The following is a 14,911-nucleotide window of genomic DNA, read 5'->3' on the forward strand; positions in this document are numbered from 1 at the left end:
TACCTGAGCTGATTTTTGGAGAGAGTTAACATTTTATTTAACGGCCGCTCGGGTTGTTGCAGCTATCCTGAAGCCGCTACGCAACTCTGCGTTTTGCTGATGGGATGAAAAGGGGAAAAGCGTAAACTGCCTGACGGGTGCTCTGGATCTTTCGGTCCCGGGCATGGCAAGGGACAGAAAGAGAAAGGCCCCACCCGAATCAATCAAAGTGAGGCCAACCCTTATGCCATACAACATAAAGGTAGCCTTTTACCCGCTGGAAAGCAACGGAGAAGGAAGCCAATGAAGACAGCGAAGTTACTCTTTTTGAGCCTGCTCATTATCTGTGTATCGGTACTGATTTTTACATGGATAACGCGCGGCTCGCTGTGTGAACTGCATATCAGACAGGGAGGAACGGAGGTTGTCGCCAGCCTGGCTTACGAATCCGGACGGTAGGGCAACCCGGCGGCGGGATTCGTCTCGCCGCCTGTTGCGGCATGATCCACGAGCACCCTTTTTTGTTTCCCGCAGGCTTTACCTCTTTTCAGATCCGAACGATTTTCGTCAGCTGCGGTTTTATCGCAGGTTCAGTCGCACAGTAACGGTGATTTTTTACGATCGCGCTGGCAGCCTTTCTGCAACTCAGACGGCCTCGTTACATCAGTCGGGAAGCCGCTACGCAACTCTGCGTTTTGCTGGTGGGATGAAAAAGAGGAAAGCGTAAACTGCCTGACGGGTGCTCTGGATCTTTCGGTTCCGGGCAGCCGGGACAGAAAGAGAAAGGCCCCACCTGAATCAATCAAAGTGAGGCCAACCCTTATGCCTAGCAACATAAAGGTAGCCTTTTACCCGCTGGAAAGCAACGGAGAAGGAAGCCAATGAAGACAGCGAAGTTACTCTTTTTGAGCCTGATCATTATCTGTGTATCGGTACTGATTTTTACATGGATAACGCGCGGCTCGCTGTGTGAACTGCATATCAGACAGGGAGGAACGGAGGTTGTCGCCAGCCTGGCTTACGAATCCGGACGGTAAGGCAACCCGGCGGCGGGATTCTTCTCGCCGCCTGTTGCGGCATGATCCACGAGCACCCTTTCCGGTTATCTTTGCTGCAATATTGCAAAAGCGGCAAGGCCTTCTATGCTGCGTTAGCAAATTGTTGTTTCAGAGAGAATAAAATGAGATTTCCCGGTCTGAACAAAGGGTTTTTTATCCTGATCCTGCTTATTGTTACCGTCGCTTTTTTCGAAGTGCTGCGTCCTTACTACTCGGCCGTACTGTGGGCGGCGATTCTGGCCGTGATTTTCCATCCGCTGAAAAATAAAATTCGACAGTGGATGGGAGAAAGAAACGGCGCGGCTTCTCTGCTGACCGTAGCGATCATCTGCCTGATTGTGCTAACGCCGCTGGCGCTGATCCTCTCTTCGCTGGCGGTGGAGTTCAACGTGCTTTACAGCAAAATACAGGGCAACAGCACGCCGCTGCCGACGATGATAACGGAGGTTGTGCACCATTTTCCGCAGTGGGCGCAAAACTATCTGGCCGACCATCAGCTAAATACCGTGAGCGGTATTCAGCAAAAACTTTCGCAGGTTGCGGTACGCGGCAGCCAGTATCTGGCCGGCAGCGTTTTCCTGATCGGTAAGAGCAGCCTGAGCTTTACGCTGGGCTTCGGCATCATGCTTTACCTGCTGTTCTTCCTGTTGAAAGATGGCTCCTGGCTGGTTAACGTCATCCTGAAATCACTGCCGCTTTCACGCTACGTGAAACATCATCTGCTGGCGAAGTTTGCCGCAGTAGCGCGCGCTACGGTAAAAGGCACCGTGGTGGTCGCAGTGGTGCAGGGCGCATTGGGCGGCCTGGCTTTCTGGTTTACCGGCATCGACGCCAGCTTGCTGTGGGGCGCACTGATGGCTTTTCTGTCGCTGGTGCCGGCCGTGGGTTCCGCTATCGTCTGGGTGCCCGCCGCTATCTTCTTTTTCTCTACCGGCATGATCTGGAAAGGGATCTTCCTGGTCGCTTTCTTTGTGGTAATTGTCGGCCTCGTGGATAACTTCCTGCGTCCGCTGCTGGTCGGCAAGGACACTAAAATGCCGGACTACCTGATTCTGATTTCCACGTTAGGCGGCATGGAAATCTACGGGATTAACGGCTTCGTTATCGGGCCGCTGATTGCCGCCCTGTTTATCGCCTGCTGGAACCTGCTTTCCGGTCGGGATAACGAAAGCAACAGCGAAGAGCTGGACAAAGAGTTTATTGAGGAAGGCGAAACGCCGCCCAATAGCTGAGTCAATACAGCGGCCCTGCGGGGCCGCTTTTTTTTCGCCGTTTGGGAAGCTCGTGATAAAACCCCATTCCTATTAGCCTGCCAAATAAAAAGGGAAGAAAAGGACGTCGACGCAGCCACAGCTCCATGCGGCCCGGCGGTTTGCGGCGCGGCTTCTTTCCCGCCTTGCTAATCATTATCTGCAGCGACTGGGTAGCCCAGGTCGCAAAAGCGCGTCGACGCTGCACCTTCTGCAAATCTTTCAGGCTCAGTTTTCCCTTTTTTAGCGGAGCCGAGAGCAAATTAGCGGTTGCGACCGCATCCTGAATCGCCAGGTTAACGCCGACGCCGCCAATCGGCGACATAGCGTGGGCGGCATCGCCGATACACAGCAGGCCGGGTTTCGCCCACTGTTCTAAACGGTCGATACGGATTTCCAGCAGCTTAACCTGTTGCCAGTCGATAATTTCCTGCTGCAGTCGGTTAAAGGTAAAGGGCGAAGCGTCGGCAACCTGGTGCAGAAAAGCGGAAAGTCCGGTGCGCTGCAGATCGGCAAAACTGCCCTGGCTAATCGAGTAGCCGCACTGCCAGTAGTCGCCGCGATCGATCATGATAAAGTGCTTTTTCGGGCCGCGATGGCCCGGCGACCATTCAGGATCGTCCGGCTGTTTAGGCACTTTCATCCACAGCACGTCGCGTGGGGAACCAAAGCGGCGTACCTTCAGCCCTGCCTGATCGCGAACCACAGAGTGACGACCATCGCAGCCGATAACCAAATTGCTGCGGATTTCTTGCCGTTCACCGTCGACAATAGCCTGCACGCCTTTTATCTGTCCCTGTTCTTCAATCAGTTCGCTAACCTGCGCGTTCTGAATCAGCTGAAAATTGGGTAATGCCAGCGCTTTAGCGCTAAGGAAATTCAGGAAATCCCACTGCGGCATAAAAGCGATATATTTGCAGTGGACAGGCAGGCGAGTAAAGTCCGCCATCACGGCTGGCTGGCCGTCGATTTCGCCATAGAGCTTTTCCGCTTTCTGATGCGGCAGCGCCAGAAATTCGTCCAGAAACCCCAGTTGCCGGATGATCTCCAGCGTGGAGGGATGAATGGTGTCGCCCCGAAAATCGCGCAGGAAATCCCCATGTTTTTCCAGCACCGTAACGGGAATGCCGTTACGCGCCAGCAGATAGCCCAGCATCAGGCCCGCCGGACCGGCACCGACGATACAGCAGGAAGATACAGGGCTATGTTGGTGTATATTCATTCAGTTTCATCCGCATAAAGGCTTAATTAATAATAGTTATTATCAAGGCAAGCGGTGGACAGATGGTGCGGCTTTTTTGTGGGGAAGCTGATGTTCAAAGCGGGAAGGCGTGACGGAGATAATATCGCTCACGAGCGAGGAAAACAGGGCTGGTCGATGACGTGCCATAGTGAAGCAATAATGGCCAGACAATTCCAGGGTATTAATAAAGCTATGCAACAGGCTAACCTGATCTCTTGTTATTTAGCCTGCCACTCTTAAAAAAGTAGCGAAAGAACTAACTTTACCGGAATCGGGCAATATTCTTAATTACTACTGATTTATCTGCAGGCATTTACAGGCGGCTTCAGCGGCGTATGATTTATGACCGGAACAGTTTCTGTACTCACAAGGAAGAGAGGCTATGTCAGCACTACAGTTTCCCTGCACCATATTCAAAAGCCAGAACCGGATGGATGACAACAGCGCCAGAGACATGCGCTACGGGGATTTATCGGCATCACAACTAAAAACGCGTTATGGACTGAATTACATCTCCGATCGGGTCGATCCCTGGACGCTGACCCGGCGCTCTGCTCTGGATAATCCACGCTCAATGTTTTGCTGTAACGGACGTCCCGCTGGCGCGAAGATCACCCGCCAGCAGTGTACCGCTATCCTGTTCGATGAATTCCGCCAGCTATCGCGAGAATTTTCCCTGTATGGGCCTTACTGCCACCTGATTGAAAAGATGATTACCCATATGCAGCATGGCGGAGGTACGCCTTTTCGTGATGGGGCGCTGGATCAAGCTCTAAAACAACATATTCGTAATGACAAATCGGAAGACAATAGTACGCGTATTTTACTGGCGAAAACATTCGAAGAAAGAATAAACTGGGATAATAAATATTATCCTGTCGATCAAAAGAATGAGCTTTGCAAAGCCATTCTCAGGGGAAGATTGCCCAAGTTCGATCGGTTTCAGGACAGTTTTAACGGGATGGGGATTACCGTTCATGATACCTGGGCAACGCATATCACTATAAAATCCCTTTCTGTCGCTAACAACCGCTACCGCGCCTTAGTGCATTATAAAATCCAGGATCATTTTGGGCTGGACGATGAAGACATAACGAAAGGTAAATTTCTGGCATTCAATTTCTTTCGTATCTGGTTTGTTTTACAAAGATGTAATTTGTTTGGTTTCAGGCCGTTTATGACTAATATAGAAGCTACTATTGAAATTACGGGGCATCGTAATGGCTATTAAAAAAAAGAAAACCTGCGTTACGTTAATCGCTGTAGCCTGTATCCTGTCAGGTTTTTTTTGGGTATCGCTGCGTCAGGTCGAGATTATAGCCGTACACAAAGATGACCATTATAGTGATGTTTTAGTGAAAAAATTCCCGATAACTGAAAAAGGCAGGATTAAATGGTGGGAGGAAAACAAAAGTATGCTTAAAGAAAAGTATCAAATTCCGATGCCATCATCTGATGGCTCCTTTGTGATTGTCTTTTGGGACTTCGGTGAAGGTTATAAAGAAACGGATGGTTACGATCGGCTTTGTTTTAACGATATGAAACCGCCAATAAATTGTATCGATAAAGATTCACTGCTAATGGTGAGGAACAGCAAAAATACCGGTCTTTATTTTCTTCTGAGTAGTGGATCATACCGGATAAATAGTGAAGGGAAGATAATAAAGATAAAGTCTGACTGAAGTAATGTCTGTGTTGAGAGGTTTTTTCAGGCTAAATGTCAGGATAAGATAGTGTTACTTCTACTCCATCATTTCAGTAAGATAAGAAATGGTATTTGGCATGAGAATTTTCTTACGCTACGATTTGAAGTTATGATACTGTATAAAAACACAGTAAAAGATGGGAGGGAATGTGGATAACGAGTTACAAGAGCGTGTCACGCTTGAACGTGTCGAATTGATAGCCAGGCTGACAACTGAAGGGATGTGCAAAGAGCGGGACAGAGAAATCGCGCTCAATCTGATCGCCGAGATAGCTGCTAACAACACGCTTTCAGATGGAAATTTTTCGGTCGCATTTTCGACCGTGCCTTGTCAAAAATAATCACAGGTGACTGTCAGCAAAACGGGTAAGCAGCCATGCATGCATCAGGTGCATGGTTTTGCATGCTTCGATCCCTTCTGAGGATCCCTTTGAAGGCCTGAGCTGGCGTGGATCCGGCTGGGTCATGCAACTGCATTAAAAGCGATACACGAAGCGGGCAGGCGTGGCGGAGATAGCATTGCGCGCGGAGGCAGCAAACATGTATGCGGCAAGTTATGTTAACGATACAGTGATAGCGGCAATATACGGCTTGTATTGCAAAAAGAGAAGAGAGAGGCTGCATAATGTATGTGAGAGCCTCTGGTAGTCAATGCATGAGCGAATATTAGATATTGCGCTGATATATAAATTTTTTAATTTTATGAGATTCAAAAACTCATCTATGATATTTTGGCTAATAATTTTGCTATATTAGCTTTGGCTTTTAAATTTACTCTTTCCATCATGCCGTCAATCAGTTTAGGTAGCTCCTCATGGTTATTTTTTGGATCATAAGTCATTGCAATAAGTTTCCTCAGAGATCTGTGAATATCTAAAATATTCTGAGGTATTTTATTATTTGTTATAATATAATGCGGGCGTGATTTAGGGTATTTATATGCATATAATTCCATTAATGATGTAATGGCGGGGTCATCCATTGAAAAACCAACAAATAAAAAAGTATAATTCAATAACAGAGAATCTAAAAATAATGAATAGTTTTCGTTTCCGAATGCAAGTCTTATATACTGTGAGCGGGAAAATACTATATTGCTCACGTCATCTATTGAGCCATGAATTTTAATTATATAAGAAGTATCATGATCTTTCAGGATTTTGAAAATATCATTATCTATTTTTGTTAGCACCTTAAAATGTCTTTCGCCATCAGCTAATGATGATGCCCATGCGCTTTCGACCAATTTATCAAAATTTGTTGTAAGTATTATTCTTTGGCCTAATGAAATTAAAGATTTATGCAGTTTAGATGGTTGTGCAGCGCGTCCATATTCTTCGGTAACTTTCCTCTCCCATGTTTCACCATAATCAGCTTGTAATAACTCGCAAGCCAATAGGTAATCTTTGGACTTTATCAAAGACTTTATCTGCCTTTTTAATTTTACATCTCTATTTTCTGCCGCTGCCTCAAGAAAATCCGGCCACCCTTTAAATCTGTTCATTGCATCCAGATTTACACTTGAAGATACGCCAGCACCTATAAATAAAACAACTTTTTGTTGGGCAAGATCATTTATTAAATCTTCATTGTAATTCATTTTATTGTTTTCCGTTATTAGCTTCTTTAATGTTTTCTAAATAACGGCGGGCAATATCGCGGTATAATTCCCTTGCGCTTTTCCGTAATCTTGTATAGTTACCCGTACCGGAAACCGAAATCATTGGTACATGTTGAGATTGAGATTTAGGAGCCAAACTTCCTAGATGCCGAATATCTCCTAAATGAGGGTTCATCGTTTTTGCTGCATATAACTTAGATAAATATTCAGTTATTTTGGATGGAAATATTTCGCCAATATCTTCATACGCTTGGACGCGACGCTTAGTTTTGATTTCATCGGCGTTATCCAAACGGACAGTATCATAACCTGAGCGCTCTTTATGTTGCTGTGTCACATATCCTAAAAATTTTAATTTTCCTTGTGGAGATAATTGCGATAATTCGCTTGGCTCTTCCGATAGTTTTATTCCTGTATCAAGTTCTTTTTTCCAAATTGATACCGTTGTGCCAATATTTTTAATCGCCCACAACGAAAAAACATCTATCGACATAGGGACTACAAAATACTCCATTGCAAGTAGAACTGCACGGTTAATTGCTCCAAGGGAAGGCCCCATGTCGAAGAAAACAAAATCGTAATTTAGTTCTGTAGCTTTCTTTACTAGCTCAGCAAACACGTACGTTGTTCTTATTCCTCGCATGCCGCCGCCTTTTGCATCTCTCCAGTCTCCAGCTAATAAATCTTCCTGAAGGGCCAACCTAGGGTCTCCGACGATTATGTCAAAGCCGAATTTTTCGACATGACGGATTGGAAGGTCACTTTCATATCCTTTGCCAAAAGATAATGGTCTTATGACAGTATAAATACTTTCAGGATTATCTTGGCTGTAAAGATCTTGTGTTTCCGAATCTGTTAATACGTACTGAGTAAGGTTACACTGGGGGTCAGCATCAACGATCAATACTCTTGCGTTAAAGTTAAGCGATAATTCTGCACCTAAATTAGCAACTAAAGTTGTCTTTCCTACTCCACCTTTGTTATTAAAAAAACAAGTTGTCTTTGTTTTAAGTGTTTTTATTTTTTCTATTAATTGAATGTCTTCGAGTGTAAGTTCAATATTTGTGTTTTTGCTTCGAGTATTGCGCGCCATTTTTTATCCTACATTTCGTGAATTTTAAAAGATACAATACGTTTAGATAGTGATACCATTTTCTCAGATTTATTGGGTGTAGACAATATGATATTCCTCACTGAGCTACTTTACAATTTCGTCGTTAACCCAATACAGTAACAATTCCTAATGCATCACCGACTTTAGGCCATCTTGCACCAAAATTGCCAGCGATATTATTTTGATTATAAATGATATCTCTTAGTCTTGTGCTGCACTCTCCAGCGAATACCCCCGAAAAGCGATCACCTCTTCCCCCATCCACTCATTAATCTCCTTCAACCGCTCCTGTAACGGCATCAGCTCATTCCTGACAAAAACCTGTGACGCCTTGACCGCATTGCCGAATCCGCCGGCACCGTCCGGGATAATCCCCATCATTTGCGGCGGCACGCGGTGCGCGCTTAACAGGTCGTCGCGGCTGGCCTTTTTAATGTTAAAGAAATCGTCTTTCGTCGCCACCTCGCTGAGCGGCAAAATTTTAATGCCGTTCGGCTTGCCGTTCGGCGCGTACATAAACAGGTTACGGAAGTTACCCAGGCCTTTCGTGTCGCGCATCGCCTGACGCATCCGAACGACGTCACTGGAACTCTGCGCCGCGTCGGTCATATACAGGATGTAGCCCGCATGCGCGCCGTTCTGGTAGTACTTGCGCCGAAACAGCGTGGCCGCCTCGTTGAGCCAGGCGGAGTTCAGCGCGCTGAGGTATTCCGGCAGGCCGTAAAGCTCCTGATTAATGTCCGGCTCTATCAGGTGAAACACGCTGCCAGCTGCAAACTGATGCGGCTCCTTCCAGTCGTTCACAAACCAGTATTCACCCTCTTTAACGCCCTTGCGGGTAAACTTCGCCGGTGTGGTTTCCAGCCTGAACGGCTTGCCGAGGCTGTTGCGTCGCAGCTCGGCAAAGGCATTCCCGAACACCAGATAATCCAGTGCAAACTTGCTGAACTCCTGCTGACTCAACATCGGATGCGGGATAAAGGTTGATGCCAGAATGTTGCGCTTAACGTAGATGGGCGACCAGAGCCAAACTCTTAAGTTTTCTTTTGATTATAGTCCTGTATAATAATGCGCCATTAAAAAAGGATGATTACTAATGGCGCTATCACAATATTTAAAATTAAAGATCACAGCAGATAAGAAGATTGCCGATGCCTTCAGTAAGGGATTGCAAGGGGTAGGTAATGTAGCCAGAGAGAATATAAGTGACATATATTCAGGTACAGAACGGCTTTCATGGCGCAGTTCTTGCTTCACAGATAAGTACAGTGATGTATGCAACGAATTGAATCTGGAAGATAAAAGGATGTTTCTTTCTGTCTATGAAGCGTATAAAAGGAAAGATGTCTTTTTGGATATGTTTGAACTTTACACCGCCTATCTGTTACGCGATCAGGACGCAAGGAAACTTGAAAGCCCTAATTCTCCAATACAGAAAAAAGTAATGTCTATTGCTGGATTTGCTGCTAACGGCAAAGCATCGAAAGTCACGAAAATGGCTATATCATATGCAATGGCTAAAGGGATAGCAGAAGCCGCGCCAATTTCTATGGCTATCAGAACAGCTATAAATGGTACCAGCTATATTGCTTTATCCGGATTAGGTTTTTATGGGAAAGTGCAAAAATCTGCCATGGCCGCTCGACGTCTGCGTTCAACTAACCCTTTATTTTATCAGGCTCTTTACAAAAATAATCTTGAAATGCTCTATATTTATATTGAAAAGGTTATCAACTCTTTCAATATGAAATTAAGCGGAAGAACATCGCCAACTGAGCAAGATATTATCAGGCTACTGGATGGTATAAAATGAAATTTTTAACAAAGTTTATATTGAATATTGCTATTGATTACGTGCCCGTATTGTTAGTAATTGTTGCGGGCGTATTTTATGTGGTTTTTTTTCCAGATTATTGGGGAAGGCTATTGCTAATCACAATTGCTGTAATATTTATATTGAGCGTTAAGGTTTTTAATAAAATACAGTTTAAATCTAAAGATAAGTAGTATAATTGAGCGTTGTTGTGGTCATTTCCTATGTATTAAAAATGAATTTCATCAGCCCCTATAAAGTGATTGCTGGTGAAAAAGGACCGGGAAAGTATGAGCATTGCTGAAAGGGTCCGTCGTCTTGTTGCCAAATATTTTTGGGAAATGCCAGATAACGCTTCTCTGAGTACAGGTGAAAATGGTGTACTGCCTGAAGAGGCTCATGACTTTTTTGAAGAGTACGTTGAATCATTTCGCGTCGATATGATTAGTTTTGAATTACGCCGATATTTCCCATCACAGAAATACCATTTCTACCAAATGCTATTTTACCAAAATATCTGCGTACCGATCACAATCAACCTGAAGAGTTGACTGCCCAAATGTTGACTGATTCCGCTGAGGCGGGGCAGTGGCTATATTCATGATATTGGCGTTGGTAATGCTTCTACATTAGATATGGCCGGGATTTTTCAAGAAGTGCCAGCCTGTTTTACAGGGTGGCCATAGTATAAAATATTCTCCATCTAGTTGCTGACCATTAATATGGTTAAAGAAATAAAGGAAATGTGCAAAATTATAATATTTATTTTCTTCTTGATATGGCCTGACAACAATCCACCTTCTTTTTTTATTATCACATAAAAAACCACCATGGCGGCTTCCAATAATATGAAAAGTAAAACTATTCCCGCAGCATTTGAAGCAGAATGTAACCCAGGTAGAGGATGGTTTTTTAGTGCATGTATGAAGGAGCCGATAGTAATAAAAAGCATGGCGTTACAGGTAGAACAAAGCCAAAGTAGTATATCGCCGATGACTTTTCTGTAAAAACTTAATGACTTTCCTATGGCAGTATTTTTCCATTCGGGAAGTTGCATTCTTTCAATATCCTTTGTAAACCAAGCTATTGCCATAAAGACGAGTACCCATAAGCCAATGGTATTTATGGATAGACCACTTTTTTCTATTGTATCTTTCAGGTTTTTTGTAAATGAAAAATTCGTTTTGGTGCTTGCCAGGTAAAAAGTAAAACAAGTGAAAAATGTCCATAAAGAAATTCGATATGCCAATTCCCGATACATACTTGCTTTGAACCATTCGTCACAACTGGCTTGCTCTGCTTTCATTTCTTCTCCCTTATAGCATCGAATTTATTTGTGTGGTTGCTTAAACAATTTATCACAAATGAATCTTTCTCTGGACTGACACAGCATAGCGGAACCCCTTTACAGGAGAACCGCCACATGGCCCAGGATTATCACCACGGCGTGCGCGTTGAGGAAATCAACGAGGGCACCCGAACTATCACCACCGTCAGCACGGCAATCGTCGGGCTGGTCTGTACCGCAGACGATGCTGACGCGGCGACTTTTCCGCTGAATAAACCTGTTTTACTTACCGACGTGCTAACGGCCAGCGGCAAAGCTGGCGAGTCCAGCACGTTGGCTTGGTCACAGGATACGATCGCCGACCAGTCGAAACCCGTCACCGTCGTGGCGCATGTACCGCATGGCGAAACCGAAGTGGACACCACGTCCAATATTATCGGGGGCGTAACGGCTGGCGGTTGTCCTGACGGATGAAGAGGAGCCAAAGGTTTTCTCCGAATCAAGCCAGGAGAAACCAAAACTAACTGCCGCACCGTAAAGATTTTCCCGCATTACTCTATACAGAAATCAAGGTTAAGTTGCAGTCAATTCATAGCGAAGCAGGGGAAAGAAGAGGGCGTTGTGATTGCTTCTGCACATACCTGAATGCTGCTAAGCGGGCCGCGATGAAACAGGTGTTGCCGACCTTTTACCGCTAAGCTTCCTTCGCCACGCAATTCCACAACGGTGAAGATTTTTTCGAGTCGAGCTTGGACGGAAAAGCTCACTCAAAGACAGAAGGGCGCATGTTTGCTTTGGTCAGGCATGGTTTGAAAGAAGCAGCCAATCACAAAGAAGTGGCCAGTCATACAGTACCTGTTGAACACTGTAAATCCCTGTCTAAAATATCCTATAGATATCCTGGAAAACAAAAAGGACTCACGCTATTAACGTAAGTCCTTGATAAATTTGGTGGCCCCTGCTGGACTTGAACCAGCGACCAAGCGATTATGAGTCGCCTGCTCTAACCACTGAGCTAAGGGGCCTGTGGCGCGGGATTATAAAGTAACTTGCGGATGCAATCCAGCGCCAGGTGGCTGACTGTCTGTTTTTTACCCACAAGCTTAAGCGGTGTAACTATTTAAATAACAAACCGTTATCGTGCAGCACATCATACCGTAACGTATCCGTTGGCTCATCATCACAAACGTCGACACTAAACTACGCTTTTTGCCACAAATGCAGCGTCCTGAAGCTGTAACCATGCAGGCGCGCCTGTCACCCGACAGGATCCTCAGAATCCACCATACCCAGCTGCTCGCGCTCAGCTTTCCTGCGGCGGAATCAAGGGCGGATGATAGATCGCGGTGCTCCAGTAGCGGCTGCTGGCGTGCTTTTCGGCCAGCCAGCCCTGTTTACGCAGCTGACGAGCGATCAGCTTATTCATAATGCCGTGTCCGGCCAGCAACACGTTGCCTTGCTCAGAAAGCGCTATCAGCTTAGCGGCGGCGAGCCGCGCGCGCTGTTCCGCCTGTTGATAAGATTCTACCGTTCCCGCGTAGCCGCCGAGCCACAGCAGGCGCAGGAGCAAAAGCCAGAAACCAGGCGGAAGATGGGGATAGCCCAGCCGCATCACGGGTAGCGAAACCTCGCTGAACAGCGGATCGACAGAAACGGCTTCCAGCCCCAGCTTTTCCAGCGAGGAAAGCGCGCGAGGCAGTGGACTGGCCACTATATAATCGGCGGTGGCGGCGACTTCCCGGCATCTTTCCGGCGGCATCTCCGCAACCAGCGACATATCGTAAGCTTCGCACCAGGCTGCCATCGCCAGCGCAGGCAGGCGGCCATGCTGAGCGTGATCCGGTTTACCGTGGCGCATCAGGATAATAGTCATAAGCGTCCTTAAAATAATCTATGCAGGTACGGCCTGGTCAGACATAGCCAGCTGCACGCCGCAGCATCATCAATTTGTCACGCACCCATAGTAGAGTGCGCTTGCTGAAACCGGAACAGAGTGACGTAACGGGGTATTTTAAGTAAAGCAGGCTTATATCTTTCAAATAATCAGCTTAAAGCAAATCGATAAAGTTAATTAAATTTATGATTTAAAAAGAATTATATTCAGCTGGTTTCTGGGGAATGTAAAGGTTGGCTAATTTGTTTCGTCTGATGACTTGATTTATCTACGCGCGTAGATACAATGGCGTGCGTTAAAAATTCACGGTGGCGATGCTTTTTTGCACGGTGAAGGTCAAATTTACTTTACGTTTTAAATGACTGATAACTGAAATCGGCGGGCGCAAAGTAGACAGAACGAAGTCCAACACCAGGGAACCCGTTACTGACCTTTAATCATGGCTCAGCAAAAGCACGTCTTGACTGGCGAATGGCCGCATGTCGCAGATAGCCAGGGAAGGCGATAAAAACCTCCTCACCTCAGGGATTTTTTTCATGTTGACACAAAGCAATGGACGGAGCGCCGTTTCTGCGGCGGATGAACGGCTGGCTACGCCGGAAGGACGCAAGGATTTCTGGCGAGCCACCTTTTCCTGCTGGCTTGGTACGGCAATGGAATATGCCGACTTTGCGCTTTACGGCCTGGCGGCCGGCATCATTTTCGGCGATGTGTTCTTCCCTAACGTTACGCCGGCAATGGCGCTGCTGTCGAGTTTTGCCACCTGGTCGGTCGGCTTTATTGCCCGGCCTATCGGCGCGCTCTTTTTCGGCTGGCTGGGCGATCGCAAGGGCCGTAAGGTCGTTATGGTCACCACCATTATTCTGATGGGTCTCTCCACTACGCTAATCGGTGTTATTCCCGGCTACGCCTCCATTGGCTTCTGGGCGCCGGTCTGTCTGGTTGTTTTACGTTTCAGCCAGGGGTTTGGCGCAGGAGCGGAGCTTTCCGGCGGAACGGTAATGCTGGGCGAATATGCGCCAGCGGAAAGACGCGGGCTTGTGTCTTCTATTATTGCGCTGGGGTCAAACAGCGGCACGCTGATCGCGTCGCTGGTCTGGCTGGCCGTGGTGCAGATGGATCAGCAGCAGCTGCAGGAGTGGGGCTGGCGTATTCCTTTTCTCTGTAGTTCGCTGATAGCGCTGCTGGCGCTGTGGATCCGTCGTCATCTGAAAGAAACGCCGGTGTTTGAACGCAAAAACGCGGAGATCCAGGCGGTGCGGGAAGGCAAGCTGGCAATGTACCAGCCTGCGGCCGACCGGACTTTGTGGCAGCGCAGCCGCTCGTTTCTGGTGATGCTTGGCCTGCGCATTGGCGAGAACGGCCCCAGCTACCTGGCGCAGGGTTTTATGATCGGCTATGTAGTTAAGGTGTTAGCGGTGGATAAATCGGTGGCGACGTCGGCGGTCTTTATCGCTTCGCTGCTGGGCTTTCTGATCATTCCTTTTGCTGGCTGGCTTTCCGACCGCTTTGGACGTCGCATTACCTATCGCTGGTTCTGCCTGCTATTAGTGCTTTACGCTTTTCCGGCGTTTATGCTGCTCGATTCGCGCGAGCCGGCGATAGTGATGTCGGTTATCGTCGTTGGCATGGGACTGGCTTCGCTTGGCATCTATGGCGTGCAGGCCGCGTGGGGCGTTGAGATGTTCGGTGTAAAACACCGCTACACTAAAATGGCGACCGCTAAAGAGTTGGGCTCCATTCTTTCCGGCGGCACTGCGCCGCTGGTAGCGGCGGCGCTGTTGTCCTGGACCGGCCACTGGTGGGTTATCGCTACCTATTTCGCGGTGATGGCGGGGATCGGTTTTCTGACCACCTTTGTCGCGCCGGAAACCCGGGGTCGCGATCTCAATGCGCCGGAAGATGCGATTTGATAACGCGGGCTGGCTTTGCCTGCCCGTCAGGGT

Annotated in this window: 15 protein-coding genes, 1 tRNA gene and 2 pseudogenes; 11 read left to right on the forward strand and 7 right to left on the reverse strand. The window is 47.1% G+C overall.

Annotated elements, in window-relative coordinates; all coding sequences use genetic code 11:
- Positions 1–282: 282 nt before the first annotated feature.
- The 3 genes from MKZ79_RS12685 to MKZ79_RS12695 all read left to right on the forward strand — a co-directional run bounded on the left by MKZ79_RS12685 (position 283) and on the right by MKZ79_RS12695 (position 2,269).
- Positions 283–438: a Hok/Gef family protein gene (locus tag MKZ79_RS12685; protein WP_336142676.1), complete on the forward strand. Its 156-nt coding sequence runs from the start codon at positions 283–285 to the stop codon at positions 436–438.
- Positions 439–860: 422 nt separating this feature from the next.
- Positions 861–1,016 (forward strand): Hok/Gef family protein, encoded by a 156-nt coding sequence (locus MKZ79_RS12690; protein WP_336142677.1) that lies wholly within the window; start codon positions 861–863, stop codon positions 1,014–1,016.
- A gap of 143 nt (positions 1,017–1,159) precedes the next feature.
- Positions 1,160–2,269, forward strand: coding sequence for an AI-2E family transporter (locus tag MKZ79_RS12695; protein ID WP_336142678.1), 1,110 nt, complete (start codon positions 1,160–1,162; stop codon positions 2,267–2,269).
- Between the two features lies 1 nt (position 2,270).
- Here the strand turns inward: MKZ79_RS12695 and MKZ79_RS12700 are convergent, their stop codons facing one another.
- Positions 2,271–3,509 carry an FAD-dependent oxidoreductase gene (locus MKZ79_RS12700; RefSeq protein WP_336142679.1) on the reverse strand — a complete coding sequence of 413 codons (1,239 nt, stop codon included), beginning with the start codon at positions 3,507–3,509 and terminating at the stop codon, positions 2,271–2,273.
- 403 nt (positions 3,510–3,912) lie between these two features.
- Here MKZ79_RS12700 and MKZ79_RS12705 point away from each other — a divergent pair, with 403 nt between their 5' ends.
- The 3 genes from MKZ79_RS12705 (at position 3,913) to MKZ79_RS12715 (ending at position 5,576) form a co-directional block, all read left to right on the forward strand.
- On the forward strand, positions 3,913–4,761 hold the full coding sequence (locus MKZ79_RS12705) for a YPO3983 family protein (protein WP_336142680.1): 849 nt from the start codon (positions 3,913–3,915) through the stop codon (positions 4,759–4,761).
- Positions 4,751–5,212, forward strand: a complete 462-nt coding sequence (locus MKZ79_RS12710) for a DUF943 family protein (protein WP_336142681.1) — start codon at positions 4,751–4,753, stop codon at positions 5,210–5,212. The genes MKZ79_RS12705 and MKZ79_RS12710 overlap by 11 nt, the downstream gene beginning before the upstream one ends.
- Positions 5,213–5,384: 172 nt before the next feature.
- Positions 5,385–5,576 carry a hypothetical protein gene (locus MKZ79_RS12715; protein WP_253455651.1) on the forward strand — a complete coding sequence of 64 codons (192 nt, stop codon included), beginning with the start codon at positions 5,385–5,387 and terminating at the stop codon, positions 5,574–5,576.
- A 380-nt stretch (positions 5,577–5,956) separates the two neighbouring features.
- On the opposite strand, the gene MKZ79_RS12720 is transcribed toward MKZ79_RS12715, so the two are convergent.
- From MKZ79_RS12720 to MKZ79_RS12730, 3 genes and pseudogenes are all read right to left on the reverse strand, one after another.
- Positions 5,957–6,835, reverse strand: a complete 879-nt coding sequence (locus tag MKZ79_RS12720) for an SIR2 family protein (RefSeq protein WP_336142682.1) — start codon at positions 6,833–6,835, stop codon at positions 5,957–5,959.
- Between the two features lies 1 nt (position 6,836).
- Entirely contained in the window at positions 6,837–7,949 is a 1,113-nt protein-coding gene (locus MKZ79_RS12725; RefSeq protein WP_336142683.1) for a ParA family protein, read from the reverse strand.
- A 222-nt stretch (positions 7,950–8,171) separates the two neighbouring features.
- Positions 8,172–8,990 (reverse strand): annotated as a pseudogene (locus tag MKZ79_RS12730) (phage portal protein); the annotation flags it as partial.
- A 76-nt stretch (positions 8,991–9,066) separates the two neighbouring features.
- Here MKZ79_RS12730 and MKZ79_RS12735 point away from each other — a divergent pair.
- From MKZ79_RS12735 to MKZ79_RS21270, 3 genes are all read left to right on the forward strand, one after another.
- Positions 9,067–9,783 carry a hypothetical protein gene (locus MKZ79_RS12735; protein ID WP_336142684.1) on the forward strand — a complete coding sequence of 239 codons (717 nt, stop codon included), beginning with the start codon at positions 9,067–9,069 and terminating at the stop codon, positions 9,781–9,783.
- 290 nt (positions 9,784–10,073) lie between these two features.
- Positions 10,074–10,334, forward strand: a complete 261-nt coding sequence (locus MKZ79_RS12740) for a hypothetical protein (protein WP_442897149.1) — start codon at positions 10,074–10,076, stop codon at positions 10,332–10,334.
- Complete coding sequence (locus tag MKZ79_RS21270; RefSeq protein WP_442897154.1) at positions 10,301–10,387, forward strand: DUF1493 family protein; 87 nt, start codon at positions 10,301–10,303, stop codon at positions 10,385–10,387. The genes MKZ79_RS12740 and MKZ79_RS21270 overlap by 34 nt, the downstream gene beginning before the upstream one ends.
- Before the next feature lie 99 nt (positions 10,388–10,486).
- Here the strand turns inward: MKZ79_RS21270 and MKZ79_RS12745 are convergent, their stop codons facing one another.
- On the reverse strand, positions 10,487–11,089 hold the full coding sequence (locus MKZ79_RS12745; RefSeq protein WP_336142685.1) for a hypothetical protein: 603 nt from the start codon (positions 11,087–11,089) through the stop codon (positions 10,487–10,489).
- Between the two features lie 117 nt (positions 11,090–11,206).
- Here MKZ79_RS12745 and MKZ79_RS12750 point away from each other — a divergent pair.
- Positions 11,207–11,542: pseudogene (locus MKZ79_RS12750) on the forward strand (phage tail protein); the annotation flags it as partial.
- A gap of 478 nt (positions 11,543–12,020) precedes the next feature.
- Here MKZ79_RS12750 and MKZ79_RS12755 read toward each other — a convergent pair.
- Positions 12,021–12,096, reverse strand: a tRNA-Ile gene (locus MKZ79_RS12755).
- A 278-nt stretch (positions 12,097–12,374) separates the two neighbouring features.
- Positions 12,375–12,944, reverse strand: a complete 570-nt coding sequence (locus tag MKZ79_RS12760) for a histidine phosphatase family protein (protein WP_336142686.1) — start codon at positions 12,942–12,944, stop codon at positions 12,375–12,377.
- Between the two features lie 557 nt (positions 12,945–13,501).
- Between MKZ79_RS12760 and MKZ79_RS12765 the strand changes: the two genes are divergently transcribed.
- Positions 13,502–14,878, forward strand: coding sequence for an MFS transporter (locus MKZ79_RS12765; RefSeq protein WP_336142687.1), 1,377 nt, complete (start codon positions 13,502–13,504; stop codon positions 14,876–14,878).
- The last annotated feature ends 33 nt before the right edge of the window (positions 14,879–14,911 follow it).

It is taken from the genome of Erwinia sp. CGal63 (assembly GCF_037026505.1).
In the GTDB taxonomy this organism is placed as follows: Bacteria; Pseudomonadota; Gammaproteobacteria; order Enterobacterales; family Enterobacteriaceae; genus Erwinia.

Coding starts and splice junctions, on each gene's coding strand:
- MKZ79_RS12710 (WP_336142681.1), top strand. CDS start 4,751: ATGGCTATTAAAAAAAAGAAAACCTGCGTTACGTTAATCGCTGTAGCC.
- MKZ79_RS12700 (WP_336142679.1), bottom strand. CDS start 3,509: ATGAATATACACCAACATAGCCCTGTATCTTCCTGCTGTATCGTCGGT.
- MKZ79_RS12720 (WP_336142682.1), bottom strand. CDS start 6,835: ATGAATTACAATGAAGATTTAATAAATGATCTTGCCCAACAAAAAGTT.
- MKZ79_RS12705 (WP_336142680.1), top strand. CDS start 3,913: ATGTCAGCACTACAGTTTCCCTGCACCATATTCAAAAGCCAGAACCGG.
- MKZ79_RS12765 (WP_336142687.1), top strand. CDS start 13,502: ATGTTGACACAAAGCAATGGACGGAGCGCCGTTTCTGCGGCGGATGAA.
- MKZ79_RS12745 (WP_336142685.1), bottom strand. CDS start 11,089: ATGAAAGCAGAGCAAGCCAGTTGTGACGAATGGTTCAAAGCAAGTATG.
- MKZ79_RS12740 (WP_442897149.1), top strand. CDS start 10,074: ATGAGCATTGCTGAAAGGGTCCGTCGTCTTGTTGCCAAATATTTTTGG.
- MKZ79_RS12695 (WP_336142678.1), top strand. CDS start 1,160: ATGAGATTTCCCGGTCTGAACAAAGGGTTTTTTATCCTGATCCTGCTT.
- MKZ79_RS12725 (WP_336142683.1), bottom strand. CDS start 7,949: ATGGCGCGCAATACTCGAAGCAAAAACACAAATATTGAACTTACACTC.
- MKZ79_RS12690 (WP_336142677.1), top strand. CDS start 861: ATGAAGACAGCGAAGTTACTCTTTTTGAGCCTGATCATTATCTGTGTA.
- MKZ79_RS12760 (WP_336142686.1), bottom strand. CDS start 12,944: ATGACTATTATCCTGATGCGCCACGGTAAACCGGATCACGCTCAGCAT.
- MKZ79_RS12735 (WP_336142684.1), top strand. CDS start 9,067: ATGGCGCTATCACAATATTTAAAATTAAAGATCACAGCAGATAAGAAG.
- MKZ79_RS12685 (WP_336142676.1), top strand. CDS start 283: ATGAAGACAGCGAAGTTACTCTTTTTGAGCCTGCTCATTATCTGTGTA.